Source organism: Lacibacter sp. H375 (assembly GCF_037892425.1).
GTDB lineage: Bacteria > Bacteroidota > Bacteroidia > Chitinophagales > Chitinophagaceae > Lacibacter.
Genome location: NZ_JBBKTT010000001.1, coordinates 1 through 14,835 on the forward strand (window position 1 = coordinate 1; position 14,835 = coordinate 14,835).

General features: G+C 39.5%; 17 protein-coding genes. 6 read left to right on the plus strand and 11 right to left on the minus strand.

Features of this window, described 5'->3' with window-relative positions; translation table 11 throughout:
- Positions 1-1,676: hypothetical protein (locus WG954_RS00005; protein ID WP_445298445.1), on the minus strand; the 1,676-nt coding region annotated here is incomplete at its 3' end.
- Between the two features lie 484 nt (positions 1,677-2,160).
- Between WG954_RS00005 and WG954_RS00010 the strand changes: the two genes are divergently transcribed.
- Positions 2,161-2,991, plus strand: a complete 831-nt coding sequence (locus WG954_RS00010) for a glutaminyl-peptide cyclotransferase (RefSeq protein WP_340432351.1) — start codon at positions 2,161-2,163, stop codon at positions 2,989-2,991.
- On the opposite strand, the gene WG954_RS00015 is transcribed toward WG954_RS00010, so the two are convergent.
- Positions 2,988-3,482, minus strand: a complete 495-nt coding sequence (locus WG954_RS00015) for a phosphoribosyltransferase family protein (RefSeq protein ID WP_340432354.1) — start codon at positions 3,480-3,482, stop codon at positions 2,988-2,990. The genes WG954_RS00010 and WG954_RS00015 overlap by 4 nt on opposite strands.
- Before the next feature lie 169 nt (positions 3,483-3,651).
- Here WG954_RS00015 and WG954_RS00020 point away from each other — a divergent pair, with 169 nt between their 5' ends.
- Positions 3,652-4,971 carry a 4Fe-4S dicluster domain-containing protein gene (locus WG954_RS00020; protein ID WP_340432356.1) on the plus strand — a complete coding sequence of 440 codons (1,320 nt, stop codon included), beginning with the start codon at positions 3,652-3,654 and terminating at the stop codon, positions 4,969-4,971.
- A 41-nt stretch (positions 4,972-5,012) separates the two neighbouring features.
- Here WG954_RS00020 and WG954_RS00025 read toward each other — a convergent pair whose 3' ends face one another.
- The 9 genes from WG954_RS00025 to WG954_RS00065 are packed head-to-tail and all read right to left on the minus strand — an operon-like array spanning position 5,013 to position 11,305.
- Positions 5,013-5,705, minus strand: coding sequence for a LysE family translocator (locus tag WG954_RS00025; RefSeq protein WP_340432357.1), 693 nt, complete (start codon positions 5,703-5,705; stop codon positions 5,013-5,015).
- 34 nt (positions 5,706-5,739) lie between these two features.
- The gene (locus WG954_RS00030; RefSeq protein WP_340432358.1) at positions 5,740-6,810 is read right to left on the minus strand and encodes an ATP-grasp domain-containing protein; all 1,071 of its coding nucleotides are present in this window, start codon (positions 6,808-6,810) and stop codon (positions 5,740-5,742) included.
- The gene (locus WG954_RS00035; protein WP_340432359.1) at positions 6,797-7,531 is read right to left on the minus strand and encodes an NRDE family protein; all 735 of its coding nucleotides are present in this window, start codon (positions 7,529-7,531) and stop codon (positions 6,797-6,799) included. The genes WG954_RS00030 and WG954_RS00035 overlap by 14 nt, the downstream gene beginning before the upstream one ends.
- Positions 7,519-8,019, minus strand: a complete 501-nt coding sequence (locus tag WG954_RS00040) for a hypothetical protein (protein WP_340432361.1) — start codon at positions 8,017-8,019, stop codon at positions 7,519-7,521. The genes WG954_RS00035 and WG954_RS00040 overlap by 13 nt, the downstream gene beginning before the upstream one ends.
- Positions 8,020-8,046: 27 nt before the next feature.
- A complete protein-coding gene (locus tag WG954_RS00045) occupies positions 8,047-8,589 on the minus strand; it encodes a YceI family protein (RefSeq protein WP_340432363.1) in 543 nt (180 codons plus the stop codon).
- An 8-nt stretch (positions 8,590-8,597) separates the two neighbouring features.
- Entirely contained in the window at positions 8,598-9,002 is a 405-nt protein-coding gene (locus WG954_RS00050; protein WP_340432364.1) for a DoxX family protein, read from the minus strand.
- 31 nt (positions 9,003-9,033) lie between these two features.
- Positions 9,034-9,489, minus strand: a complete 456-nt coding sequence (locus tag WG954_RS00055) for a YHS domain-containing (seleno)protein (RefSeq protein WP_340432365.1) — start codon at positions 9,487-9,489, stop codon at positions 9,034-9,036.
- 53 nt (positions 9,490-9,542) lie between these two features.
- A complete protein-coding gene (locus WG954_RS00060) occupies positions 9,543-10,244 on the minus strand; it encodes a Crp/Fnr family transcriptional regulator (RefSeq protein ID WP_340432366.1) in 702 nt (233 codons plus the stop codon).
- Between the two features lie 20 nt (positions 10,245-10,264).
- Positions 10,265-11,305 carry an ATP-grasp domain-containing protein gene (locus WG954_RS00065; protein WP_340432368.1) on the minus strand — a complete coding sequence of 347 codons (1,041 nt, stop codon included), beginning with the start codon at positions 11,303-11,305 and terminating at the stop codon, positions 10,265-10,267.
- Between the two features lie 94 nt (positions 11,306-11,399).
- Here WG954_RS00065 and WG954_RS00070 point away from each other — a divergent pair, with 94 nt between their 5' ends.
- The 4 genes from WG954_RS00070 (at position 11,400) to WG954_RS00085 (ending at position 14,816) form a co-directional block, all read left to right on the plus strand.
- On the plus strand, positions 11,400-12,179 hold the full coding sequence (locus tag WG954_RS00070; protein WP_340432370.1) for a (Fe-S)-binding protein: 780 nt from the start codon (positions 11,400-11,402) through the stop codon (positions 12,177-12,179).
- Between the two features lie 23 nt (positions 12,180-12,202).
- Positions 12,203-12,706, plus strand: coding sequence for a hypothetical protein (locus tag WG954_RS00075; RefSeq protein WP_340432372.1), 504 nt, complete (start codon positions 12,203-12,205; stop codon positions 12,704-12,706).
- Between the two features lie 37 nt (positions 12,707-12,743).
- Complete coding sequence (locus WG954_RS00080; protein WP_340432374.1) at positions 12,744-13,265, plus strand: hypothetical protein; 522 nt, start codon at positions 12,744-12,746, stop codon at positions 13,263-13,265.
- Positions 13,266-13,997: 732 nt separating this feature from the next.
- Positions 13,998-14,816, plus strand: a complete 819-nt coding sequence (locus tag WG954_RS00085; RefSeq protein ID WP_340432376.1) for a hypothetical protein — start codon at positions 13,998-14,000, stop codon at positions 14,814-14,816.
- Positions 14,817-14,835: the final 19 nt, after the last annotated feature.

Sequence of the window (14,835 nt, forward strand, 5' to 3'; positions counted from 1 at the left end):
GTGAATGGTCCGGTTCCGCTCGCTGTTGTGGTAAACGTTGCACTTGCACCTGGACAAAGATTCAACGGTGTTAAATCTGTTGTACTGGTTGCGGTCTTCACTTCAAGTGTTGCACTTTCGGTAGAAGTGTTACATGCTCCTGTTACTTCAACGCTGTACGTTCCTGCATCACCTGCAGCCACACTTGGAATATTGTAAGAGTTTGTTGTTGCTCCTACGATCACTACTCCATTCTTCTTCCATACATAGGTGAATGGTCCGGTTCCGCTGGCTGTTGTGGTAAACGTTGCACTTGCACCCGGACACAGATTTAACGGTGTTAGATCTGTTGTACTGGTATTAGGATTCACAGTTACAGTAGCAGGATCGGAATTACTACATCCCGTCTGCGGATCTGTATAACTATAAGTTACTACATATTGACCAGGTGCCAGACCGGTTGCATTGAAAAGTCCGCTTGCATTTACATGAGCTCCACTCCATGTACCACCAGCAGGTGTTGCAGTGAGTTGAACTGTTGAACCCACACAAACAGAATTATCATTTGCAGTTACGGTTGGCAAGGGTATTGACGTTACATTTACTTCATTACTGGTAGAAGTACAAGCAGGAATGGAACCTACTCCAATAACATAATACCCGGTTCCAACTGGAAGATTTGTCCATGTTAAACCTGAACCCGTACCATTCTTGGGAGAGCCAACCGGCTGGTCAGCGCTGTTATAAAGTTGATAAGAAGCCCCTGATTGTGAAGTGGTAGAAGTAATAGTACCTGTGCCCGGCGCAGATACACAAATTGAACTACCAGTTAATATCAAAGCAGGCGGCGTTACATTGAATGCGCCACCGGCAAAGTCATCAAGAGAGGCAGTAATTGATTGAGAAGATCTTGTTTCAAGAATAAAACTTGTGTTACACAAATTCAAAACGCCCAGTCCTGTGAGGTTAACTGTTCCCTCAAAGAACATGTTATAATCATAAGTCGGTTGAATAAACGACCATCCTGTTGGAATCGGATACTGGTTGTCATTGTTTTCCGCAACAGTTCCAACCAGGTTTGTTGTTCTTAAATTGTTGTTCGTATTTGGAACAATTGTTTGCCCGGCAGGAGCAACACCATCATCATCCCACTGATAAATGGTTACAGTTGCGGTACGACCACCGCCGGTAAAATCGGCAAGTACTAATACATCTCCGTCAACATGTGGTGGACTAAAGATATTATTACCACCAACAGTAACGGGACCAGTTCCATTTAAGTAAAGCCAGAAACCAATCTGGGCATCTCCATTATTGGAAGTACGATCGCCCGCAAAATACAAAATACCATCTTTAATGATGGCGGCAGCATTTGCAATGTCGTTCTTTGCCTTTGTTTGACTGATTGACCAGACCAACTGATTGGCAAAAAAGAAATCTTTTGAGCCTTCCGTAAACTGGTTATCCACAACACCATTACCAAAAGCATCGCTTTCGTACTGTTTTATTGTGAATAGGTTAAAATTTGCAGAATTCCAGTCGATAGGATTACCATCGATCACGGGATTCACTTGCGTTAGTCCCGTTGGACTAAACGCAGAGAGAAACACAAGGAGAAAAAGCATCTGTCGCCAAAGCCAATTCCTACTGTGCTCGTTTTTCTCACCTTTTGAGGTGCGTAGCAGTTTGTTCATCATTGTCGAATTTTTTAAGTGAAAAATTTCTAACATTCCACAGGAGGCTATTGAGAGGATCTTAAAGACAGGACAACAGTTTACACCGAACACAAAAAGTTACCTATACCTCTTTCTATGAAGTATAATCATGCGTTCAGATAAAACAATAAAACGAGTGGACAGTACTAAGGATTACTGAAAGTTAAAGCAAGGATTCATTGGCATTAAAGCAATTCAAAGGGGAGCAGAAAGCAACTTAATAAAAATAACATAGAAACGGTGTTTGCTTTCGTTGGGGCTGGAATGTGTTTTTTGCGTTGGTAAACGTAGATACATTTTTTTTAAAATGCAATACCCTAATTAGGGTATTGATATATATATTTTTTTATTATCCAATTTTGATCACTTTTCCGCTTTAGGAAAATAATCGTTTTGCCAATACCAGCTCCATTTCATTCACATGATTTTCACAAAGGTATAAATGGCTTTTACTTATTTTTGGCGCATGTTGAAACAAATAAATTACAACCTATTCTTTGGTTTGTTCCTTTTAATTTCATGCGGGAATGATCCCGAAACTGATGAAACAACCACTAACTTACCAAGCATACCAGCGCCAACAGGTATAAATTATAAACTTGTAAAAGATTACCCACATGACAGTTCGTCTTTCACACAGGGTTTGATCTTTTATAAAGGAACTATGTATGAAAGCACGGGCAATCCAGGTAATGCGCTCAACAATGGATCATGGGTTGGCCCTGTTGATCTTACTACTGGTAAGCAAACAAAAAAAGTAACACTACCAGCCGATATTTTTGGCGAAGGCATTACTATCTTAAATGATAAAGTGTACCAGATCACATGGGAAAACAGGAAAGGCTATGTGTATGATCTTGCAACATTTAAAAAACTAAAAGAGTTCAATTATAATCATGATGGCTGGGGTATTACCAACAATGGCAAAGAATTAATTGTTAGCGATGGCAGCAGCAATCTTTATTTCTGGGATCCGGAAACGTTGAAAGAAATAAGACGCATCAGCATACAGGATAATAACGGGCTGCGCAACAACATTAATGAACTGGAGTTTATTAATGGCGCTGTTTATGCCAATGTTTGGCAATCGAATGAAATACTTAAGATAGATCCTGTAACAGGAAATGTAACCGGAAAACTTGATATGAGCAGTTTGAAACAATCCTATCCCGAATTAGTTGGTGCAAACGATAGTGAAAAGGTACTCAATGGCATTGCATGGGACAGTAGCGCAAGCAAATTATTTGTTACAGGAAAAAATTGGAGTAAATTATTTGAATTGAAACTGCTCAATTAAGTCAGGTACGCTCCAGTAATTTCATCGCCTTTCAGTTCTACGTATATATGTTCTTCCAATGTGGTGGCAATAGATAAGCCCACATAATCGGGTTGTACCGGGAAGGTTTTATGTGTGCGTTCAACCAATACAAGGGTTTGAATTTTCTTTGGCTGAAAACTGAGAAAAGGCTTTAAGGCGTACAGCATAGTTTTACCACTGTTGGCCACATCATCTATTAATAAAACAGATTGATTATTGAACCCGATCTCACGGTCAAGAAATACTTCCACAGGATATTTTTTATCAAGCGTTACTTCCACCAGTTCCACGTGAATATTACTGATGCTCATCACCTCTTCTGCCAATGTTTTTGCGACGATCGATCCATTTTGCCTGATGCCGGCAAAAAACATTTGCTGCTCATCGTGATTGCGCTCCACAATTTCAAAAGCCAGTCGTTTTAATTTACGATTGGTGCTATCCTTATCTAATATGTATTTCTTTTCCATAGTTGAGAAATTAAAGATGCGAAGAAATAGGGAAAGAAAAAAAAGCAGAAAGGAGAATGTTGTAAGCAAAAGATTTAAAGAATTTAAATAACTCACACCTTACGGCAATACCTTTCACCATGCGTCTTATACCTTTAACTCTTATCTTAGCAATACAAATAACGTTTGTATGCAGATCGTTCAACAGGTTTTGTTTGCCCTTTGTTTTGTAGGAGCTGTTTGGTTCTTCAGCAAAAAAGTAAAGGAGATCCGGAGGAATATTTTTCTTGGTTTTGATGAAGACCTGACGGATAACCCCGGTGTACGATGGAAGAATATGCTGCTGTTGGCCTTTGGTCAAAAGAAGATGTTTAAAAACCCGCTGGTTGCAGTGTTACACCTCTTTGTTTATCTAGGTTTTGTTATCATTAATATAGAAGTGCTCGAAATTGTGCTGGATGGACTACTTGGCACACATCGCCTGTTCTATCCACTACTAGGTTCTTTCTATTCATTCCTCATCAATTCATTTGAAGTATTAGCATTATTGGTATTGGTTTCCTGTGTCATCTTTCTTGTGCGCAGAAATGTTTTGAAATTAAAACGTTTCCTAAGTAATGATCTCAACGGCTGGCCACGCAGCGATGCAAACTATATCCTCATTACTGAAATTGTATTGATGTCGTTGTTCCTGCTGATGAATGCAACCGACCGTGCTTTACAATTGAATGGCGCAGATCACTACCATGATACCGGCAATTTTGTGATCTCCGGTTTATTTGCTTCTTCATTAGCTGGTTTATCTGAAACATCATTGATAGCAATTGAACGAAGCGCATGGTGGCTGCATATACTTGGCATTCTTGCATTCCTCAATTATTTACCCTGGAGCAAACATCTTCATATTTTACTTGCATTCCCCAATGCATGGTATGCACGCCTGACCAACACCGGTGAAATGACAAATATGACTTCTGTTCAAAATGAAGTGAAGTATATGATGCAGCCCGAACTTGCACCAACAGATGCAACTCCTCCATCAAAATTCGGAGCGAAAGATGTATTTGATCTCAGCTGGAAAAGTTTATTGGATGCATATAGCTGTACAGAGTGTGGTCGTTGCAGTGCAGCCTGTCCTGCTAACACAACAGGAAAATTATTGAGTCCACGAAAAATTATGATGAGTACACGTGACCGTTTGGAAGAAGTGGGTCGCAACATCAATGCAAACAAAGAATTTGTTGCCGACAATAAAACATTGTTAAACGATTATATCACGGTTGAAGAGTTACGTGCCTGCACTACCTGTAATGCATGTGTGGAGGAATGTCCTGTAAGCATCAACCCGCTTAGTATCATTCTTGAATTACGCCGCTCCTTAATTATGGAAGACAGTAATGCACCTGGCGAATGGAATGCAATGTTCAGCAACGTTGAGAATAATTTTGCGCCCTGGAAATTCAGTCCTGATGAGAGAGATAAATGGGCTGAGGAAATGGAGCAGAGTTGAGTGCATTTAAATCCGAAATCATAATTCACTCTTCCTGAATATCAATGAATATTTTTCTCCAACCCACCTGTTACTTCTTCGGGATGTTCTAATTGATGGATCGCATCTTTTTTACGGAAGATCCGGTAGAGTTGAAATAAGGCAGTAAATAAGAATACGCCCCCTATGATCCAGTTGAGCAAATGTTGACTTGCATTTAAACGGTCAACCAATAGTCTTCCCCCAAAAATAAAAATACAGTTACCCGCAAAGGTGCCGATGCCAATGCCGATGATGTAAAAATTATAATTTCCAGTCTCGGGTTTCAATATTTTTTTAGTGAACAGCACTGTACTCCATCCAAACCAGAAAGGAATCTGCACCGGGTTAATAAGACTCATGGTAAATCCGAGCAAACCACGATGCATGCCGCTTGACAAGATCACATTCTCGCCTACCGATGGATGTGCAGCAGCCCAAAAACTAGACATAGCAAGTGCCAAAACAATGATGAACGTAACCCATTCGAGTGCCTTCAATAATTTTTCCTGCTTGCGTACCCAGTCCATGGCTACAAGTGAAAGACGTACATAAATAATTTCAGCAGTTAATGAACCGGCAGAAAACCAAAGCGCAGGAGAAATGCCATCGGTAATACCGATCTGCATTGCTGCAATATTAAGTGTTCCAAGAGGCAATGAACCTAAAAAGCTGATGATAAAGCCCCACATTAGAATTTTTGCAAACTGTGGCATAAAACAAATATAAAGGCTTGAAGCAAATGAGCGATCATAATTTTGGAGCAATTGCATCTAATGAGGCTACGTGCAGGTTATTACTACGGAACATTTCCCTGGCTTCCTTTAATGACATGTATGAATGGCCTTTCGCATGATTCTGTTTACTGATGCGGTACAAAATAAACCAATGCCTGATAATTTCTTTCCAGGCAAAGAACAACGAATGCTTGGGATCGTACATGTGTGTTGGATCACTTCCTGCGCCGTTAAGTTCAATGATGTGAAAGTTTTTTCCTTGCCGCAGATCATCCCAGTCGTTATACATCACATCTAAACGGCCGTAATGAAATCCATTGATCTGCGTGCAAACTGCATCAATATTTTTAATGAATTCAGCATCGGCTTTATGCGTCCAGTCAACAAACTTCGAACCTCGTGCATGGTTTCCATATGGCGCAAGAATCAATTCTTTTCCTTTGGGTAACACCTGCAGAATATCCTTTCCAAATATCTGTTTTAATGCATCTATCTGCAGAATATAGCGAGGCTCCTCTAAAATAAGTTGATACAACGTTGAAACGCCATCACCAAAAACCGTCATTGGTTCTTTTGCTACAATACCTGTAACAGTTCCTGTACTTTCATTGGGCATGCGATGATAAAAAACTCCCACCTCATGTTTATATGGTGAAAGTTCCTGCACCATGTAATCAACAGTACAAACCTCTGCATAATGTTTCAGTTCTTCAACCGAGTTCACTTTCTTCACTGCTTTTCCCTGCATGCCAATTACCGGTTTTGCAATAAGCGGAAATTTGAACTGATGTGTTTCTATTTGTTGCTGAATATTATCGATAGATGTTCCTGCAGGTACAAAAAAGAAAGCCGGATAATATTGCTTAGGTATGAGCGGATAAATATCCTGTTTGGGTTCCATTAAAAAACCACCGTGCTTGATGGTTGGGTTAGCAGCAGTAAAAAAAAACTTGCCTCCTGCTCTTATACAAAGCATGGCAAAGATGGGATAGATCCATCCATACACTGTGTTGAAGCTCCAGTATTCCCAATGAAACAGGCGAATAAAAAACGGGTGATGCGTAAACAGTTTAGACAGACGCATGCAACGATGAAATAGAATGATTGAATTGCTGAGTGGAGATTTGTTCACTAACTAAATCATGATAATGCATGTGCGATAGATCTTTTTGGCGATGCAGTTGGGTAATACTTACAGTAAACAATTCATTACCTCTGTTCATTAATACATCATTTTGCTCATCGCCATCGCCGGCGAAGCGATGAAAATGCAAAATTTCTTTACTTCCAATTGATGAATATTCTTTCAGGAAAATTTCGAACCAACTTTTTCTTTTTGCAATGACGTCATCAGTATATAAAGTAGCAGATGACCAGATATAAGCAGACTCTGCATTTAATTCCCTGATTGTTTTTTCCTGCCCATCCCACCTCGTTTCAAATAATTGATTTGCCTGGCGAATAACGAGTGTGAACGGTTCAATCTTGTGCAGGTGAATTTGTTCAAATGCAGAAACAGGTTGTGGATGATCGAACACATCCAAAAAAATTAATCCCCTGCTTTTGCGGTAAGGTGGATTGTAATGGTGATTAACAATCCCTCCGTTCAATAACACCATTGCATTTCCATTTTCATGCAATGCCATCCAAGTGCCGCCGGCATTACCATCTTTTGGGAATAACAAATTACCACTGGCAAATTTGTACCACTCCGGTTGCTCTGCTTTTAAACGTACTTTTTTTTCATCCCTGTTTGATGTCAGGAAAAAAGAATCGTTGTTGGGTATATAAGTTACTGTGCACATTGTTCACGGTGACGGATAGTGGAAGAAGCAATGCCGAAATGCTCTCCCACCGGTTCTGTTTTTAATTCTTTTAATCCCACACGGATCAAGGCCATGTGGTGTACTGTATGTTCAAGATTATAAAGTAATTCACGGTTATAGTTGGTTGTAAGATGAAGTTGTTCTGTTGATGTTTCATCATATACGCCAGCAAGCTGCAACTCTATATTTTCATGTTCAATAGACGATGCAATATCTGCCAACAGTTGCTTTGCAAACAAAGGATCGGTTTCAATACGCACATCCCGTTTACGATCATCATAACAAACAGTTCCGTTTGCATAACCTGCCAGCAAACATTGAAATAATTCAATGATATGACGTGTATGCTGGCCAACAGAAGAACCTGATAAATTCTCTGAAGGAGTTTGATATTGCTCAACGGTTAAATGATCAATCACTTCATTCAACTGTTGAAAAGATGTTCTGATAGCGCTGTATAGCTGCATAGATAGTTTGTTGCTTTTTAAAAATAGTTATTTTTTAGTGAGTACGTTCAATTTCACTTTTAAATCGTTGGAAATTGTATTTTTTCCCCCTACCCCAAAATCACGACGCTTAATATTGAATTCCCCTTTAAAGCGGTAAGCGCCTCCTTCCTGTGTAACTGTAAAAGGGAAACTGATGTCTTTCGTTGTTTCTTTAATGGTGAGCCTTGCAAAAACTACGTAGTATCCGTTTGTAGCAGATTTAGCCAGCTTTACTGATTGTATCCTGATCTGTGGATAAGTTTTCACATTAAAGTAATCATCACCACGCAAATGTTTATCTCGTGTGCTATTATCGGTATCAATAGTGGCTGCATTTACTGTAACGGCAAAGGAGGAAGCCGACAGATTTTTTTCATCAAACAACACTGTTCCTTTTAAACCATTGAGTTTGCCGGTAACATCAAACCCAAGATTGCTGATCACAAATTCAACTGTTGAACCTTGGTCAACAGGCATTAATTGTTGGGCTTTTGCAACAAACGTTAATAACAACGCCATAGCTGCAAACAGGTATTTTCCTTTTTCCATATTTATACTTACGATTTTTTTGGCAACACGGAGCTGAGCAATACTCTTATCTGCGATTGATAAACAAATAACAATATTGCAGAGCTTATAAAAACAAGCAACGAATAAATGAACAACAGTCCGCCATCGCCTTTTACTTCAATTCCGAGTGTGGCAAGATGAAAGAATATGGCTCCGCTCATTAAACCGATGGCGAGTAAAGCACCAAATGCAGTTGTACGTGGAATCAAAATAAGTATTGCTGCGACCAGTTCCATTACACCTGTACCAATACGCCCCCATGGTTCCATACCGATTGTTGAAAAAATATAAACTGATTCTTCGCTGGCGGAGAATTTAAAGAAGAGTGTTTGCAACATAATAACAGCAGCAAGCAAACGTAATACCCAAAGAACAATAGTTAATGGCTTCATGATTGACATATAAATGATGTGGTTGAAAAGATCAATGAAAAAGTTTGCCCCAATTTGCATCAGCTTTTGCTTTCAAAGACTGCTCGTCTTTATTCCAGGTTTTGAGCGTGTTGTTAAACCTTTTGTTATAGAAGAGATAGAGTTTGCCATTTAAAATCTTAAACGTTTCCGGATCGATCTCTACTTTCTCTCCGTTAGCGCCCATTGCATAGGCGCACCATCCGCCGTATTGCGGTTCATATTTGCCCGGGTTCTTTTTAAACTCTTCCTTGTTGACAGTAGATGAAAAATGATACCGGATTCCCTGATGAATAACTGCAAGTGACGATTCTCCTTTTATTGCCTGTCCACTGAAATAAGCAACAACATCATAACCCTGCACAGCCAATCCTTTTTCGAGATTAAATGCTTGAGTGCGTTTTTGATCCTGTGCTGAAGTAACAAAAACTGCTGAAAAGAAAACCATGAATAAAAAAACCTGCTTCATTGTGTTGATTTAATGAAACAAAAGTAAACTATGGTTGAAGCTGCCTATGTCGCTCAACTGACAGCTAAACTCTTTTGCAGATTTTTAACGGAAGGGATACTGATCATCTGTCGGGTAACAGTAAGGAAGCCTGCTGTTTCCAATTCGTTAAGCATGGTGGTTACTGTTTGCCGGCTGCTGCCAATAAGCTGTGCAATGTCCTCATGGGTAAGAAAATTCTGGATAGTGTATTCTTCCTCATTTGTGGTTTCACCTTCTTCACGTGCAAGCATCACTAAAAAATTAACCAGCCTCGTCTTTACATCCTTGTTCAAAAGATTCAATAACCTGCTTTCAAACTTGCGGAGTTTCTGACCAACCTGTTTTGTATAATGAAAACCGATGTTTGGTTTTGTTTTGAGTAAGCGTTCGAAATCTTCAATATTAAATGCGCAAAGTGATACATCAGCTTTGTAAGCCTGTGCAAATTCTCCGTTAAGATTATTACGTTCCAATGTAAACTGCCCGAACACTTCTCCTTCACGAATGATCTCTTTAATTACTTCTTTCCCTTCTTCATCAATGTACCCGATCTTGATAGTGCCGCCTTTCAGGAAATAAAGTTTGTTGTGATATTGCGAATCGAAATAAATATACTCGCCTTTATTAGCTTCAATAAAATGATGATCAAGGTGCAGTTCTTCATATTCCTCATCACTGATATGAGCAAACAAATCGTAGTTGCGTATCAGCAGAAACTTTTGATCGGTACTCATAAATTGAATTGAACTTGAAATTAATCATATTTCTGCAAGAGCTTAAAGTGCTGTTGCGATTGTTTCAAAAACCTGTAGCCTTTTTGAAAACTCCAGTAAGGGAACCCATTCCTGTTATTATGCTTGCTGATCTCGTACAACGCTTTCCAGTGTTTCAAAATTTCCCGGTAAGCTTCTCCCAAACTCATGTTACAATCATAAATGTGGTTGGGCTCAGCACCACAGCCATTATATTCAAGTATCATGAAATTTTTGCCTTGCTTCAGATCTTCAATACTCGTTGTTTTAATATCGTACCTGCCATAATAAAAATGTTTTGAATAATGACTCAACTCATCAAACACTTTATGCAGGTTTTCATCGATCTCATTCCGCAGGTTGGTGAAATGAGCCCCCCTGTTATGATTACCTGCATACGACAGATAAAAAATATGACCCTTTTCAATCACCCTGTCAAAACGATGAGCATGACGATGCTGCATTTCCAACATACGATGTTTTGCACGTGGATGGTTTGCAATTAATTGTTGTAACATGTCGGTACCGTTTCCAATTACATGCAACAGCTCTTTATGAATAAAACCACTTACTGTTCCTTTTTGTGCTGATGGGTGACGGAAATAAAACACGCTCACTTCAACAGGCAACTCCACCAAGTCCTGCACAATATATTCAACCGGGATACGCTCATGATATTTTTTCAATTGATCTTCGGTATCAATCTTGCGGAAGAGAATACCTTTCATACCCACATCAGGTTTTACAATAAAAGGATACGTGAACCCAGCCAATGCAAGTTTTTTCTTCACTTCATCAAAGGAAAGATCATGCATAATATAGATCGTACGTGGAACTGTATGGGCTGGTAACTGATCGTACATTTCTTTTTTTCCTTCGCCTTCAAAACCTCCGAATGCAATTGTTGGATTGGATGGAGTAAAAAACCAAAACGCCCTGCTCCGGATCATATACCATACCCACACAAAGCTGATGGGAAAATAGATCACCGCAAAAGGCCACAGTTCCCAATTCGTCAGTCGTTCAAAAAATTTCTTCAACATGAAATTCAAAGATAACCGCCGCAAAGAATATATGAACAAACAGCTGCCTGTAATTTCATCGCTTTCACTTAGTTTTGAAACAAATTGAATATGTATGCATGTACCATCAATGGCTGAAATGATGGCAAATAACGAAACACCCGAAGTACTTTTTTGGGTGGGTTGTGCCGGTAGTTTTGATCAACGTGCACAAAAGATCACAAAAGCATTTGCCACTATTTTAGAAAAAGCAGGAATAAAATTTGCCATTCTTGGGAAAGAAGAAATGTGTACGGGTGATCCTGCCCGCCGCTCCGGAAATGAATTCCTGTTTCAGATGATGGCCTATAATAATATACAGGTGTTGAATGGATATGGCATTAAAAAAATTGTAACAACCTGTCCGCATTGTTTCAATACACTCAAAAATGAATACCCTGCGTTAGGAGGTTCGTATGAAGTCATTCACCACACAACGTTATTACAACAGTTGATTGATGATGGAAAAATAAAACTGAAAGAAGGCGGATCATTCAAGGGCAAAAAAATTACTTACCACGACAGTTGTTACCTGGGCCGTGCAAATAATATTTACGAAGCACCACGCAAAGTCTTAGAAGCTTTAGATGCTGAATTAGTTGAAATGAAACGTTGCCGCAGCAATGGCTTGTGTTGTGGTGCCGGCGGTGCACAAATGTTTAAAGAAGAAGAAAAGGGTACAACACGAGTAAATTGGGAACGCTCAGGTGAAGCTGTTGCAACCGGCGCTTCGGTTATTGCCGCAGCTTGCCCGTTTTGCAATACGATGATGACGGATGGCGTTAAGGTTGCTGAAAAAGAAGACTCGATGCAGGTATTAGATGTGGCTGAATTGGTTGCTGCAAGTTTACAATAAGGCATTGTTGCAAATTAAATCGAATGAAAAACTTTCTGACCGGATTTAACTGGAAAAACTTCTTTCAACGAACAGCGTTGTTTTTCCTGATATTTCTTTTAATACGTGTGTTGGTTGATTGGTTTGAAGGAAAATTCTCTTTTAACAATATTTCACAACAGGATTTTATCCGCTATCTTATTCTTGGTCTGATTCTTGGCTTGCTCGACTCCGACACATGGTCAAAAACAAAGAGTATGGGTACAAAAGAGGAGCCATTGCAATTCCGCAGCTTTCGATCTGCTTTATTCCATTATATAGGCCTTGCATTTTTTATAGCGTTGCTGTGCGGAGTTATTTTCGCCGCATTACTTTCACTGGTTTGGGGCATTAGCCGAATTACCGGCGCAGAGGTAAAGGGGAGTTTTACAGAAGCCTGGAAAACCTACTTACTTATTATTGCCACTATTGGTATTTGTTTTTCAGTGTACGATGCCATCAGAAACTACATGCGTGTAAAACGACTGAAAAAAACGGGAAACGATTAGCCGGCTATAATCACTCGACTCCCATTAACTTTGCTGTATGAACCTTGAATACAAACATTTACTCCCGGCCGATTTTGCTCCCGACTCCCGTGTATGGATCTACCAAAGCAGCCGCATGTTCAGTTTAGGCGAGGCTATACAGATCGAAGACCTGCTCAATCACTTTGTTGAGAACTGGAAAAGCCATGGCACACCGGTAAAAGGTTTCGGGACTATGTTTTTCGGGCAGTTCATTGTTCTGATGGCCGATGAACAGGCGACCGGAGTAAGTGGCTGCAGTACTGATAGCAGCGTTCGGCTTATTAAAGAAATTGAGCAATTATATAAGGTTTCTATGTTCGACAGACAGAACCTGGCCTTTGTTCGTAAAGATAAAATTGAGCTTCTTCCCCTTGGTCAGTTACAATACGCAGTTGACAATGGTTTTCTTTATGGTGACACCATATATATTAACAACCTCGTTCAAACAAAAGAAGAACTGGAGCAAAACTGGCTAATTCCTGTTAAAGAAAGTTGGCTGGCAAAGCGCATTAAGCTGGAGAACAGCCAAAAAGCCTGAGGCTAAAACCGTTCATCCTACATCACATATTTGGGTTATACCACTTTAATCAGTGTTTTGCACCTTTCGTCATCCAATTTCCGCAGTTCATAAGTAGGCGTTTTGCGTTAACATTTCCTTCATGCCATCCATCCTCAATTCACTCCCTTTCCCCAAAAAAAGAAAAGAATTTTGTGCTGTTGATGTAACAAAACAGAACGTTTACCGTCACATCTATACAAGTTCTTTGAAGCAAAATTAAAAAGCGTGCGTTTGCAAAAACTCAAGGCACCATTGGTGAAATCTTGAAAAATTTGCAAAAAATACGCTTAAACCGAATGAAAAATACTAATGGAAAACACTAAACTGTCAGTAAGTATGTAATTTTCAAAAATTTTTGAAAATTTAGTTGGAAGATAGTTTAGCCTGTTGTAAATTTGCATCGTCAAACAAAAGGTACCCAAAGCTCCGGTTAATATAGAAACACCGCCTTTGACAGTTTACTTCGAAAAACATCCCTGTTAAACTGCACTATAAACAGGTACCAAACAAAAAACGAAAGCGAACAAACCAGAACAAATTGCCTTGATGACCGGTCATCCAAAAAAATTGACCATTCATCAGCTTAATAAGCCAAACAAGGTATTATGTATTGCAAAGTACCAGTTTAAAATAGTATCTTTGTTATACAATCGAAAGAAAGAAACCCCGAAAGGGATAAAATAAAAAGAACCTTAAACATCAAAAAACGAGATGACAACAAAATTAACAGTGAACTCCGAAACTAACGGAACACTTAAACAGAACAACAACAGTTTAGGCAGAAGAATGATGCGTTTTACCGCTACAGCTCTCTTCGCAGTTATTGCCTTTGCTTCAATGTCTTTTACCCAAGACGACACCACAAAACGTGTAAATGAAAATACAGCTGCCGTTACAGATAGCTGCTGCACAGTAACTTTTGTAAACGGTAACCATCAAATTGTGATCACAAATACAAACGCATTTACTGCTGAAGTGAGGATCAACAATATGGATATCAATACATGGGTAAACAGCTTGAAAGCTTATACTTATAAGAGGATCAACTTCAATTCAATTGGTTTAGCCGACAATAAAATGGATGCGTCCTTTACTGTTGCTGAACAAATGAACAGAAAGATGGCAGTTGCCTACAGCAAAAATCTGGAAACTGAAAGTGCCGTTGCTGATAACCAGATAAACAACAGTTTTACAGAAGCTGTAGCTGCTCCCCTCTTCAGCAAAATGCTCCAGGTGCAGGCTGCTGACACTGATGCCTCAGTTGATAATATGATCGCTGATGATGCTGAGAATAAAGCAAAAGCTTCAGCTTTCAGAAAAGCGGTAACTGCTGGTAACATTGAAGCTGATGAGCAAGTTGACCTTATGGTTTACGCTTCATCAATTGAAAACACCAAACAATTGAACACAACAGATGCAGACAGTAAAATGGATGCACTCATGAATAAATCATCTTTCAGCCCTGTTCGTCCATCAGCAGGTGGCGCAGCTGATCAGGCAATTGATGCCTTGCTGAAAAAGATGAACTAATTATGATTTTCTACATGCA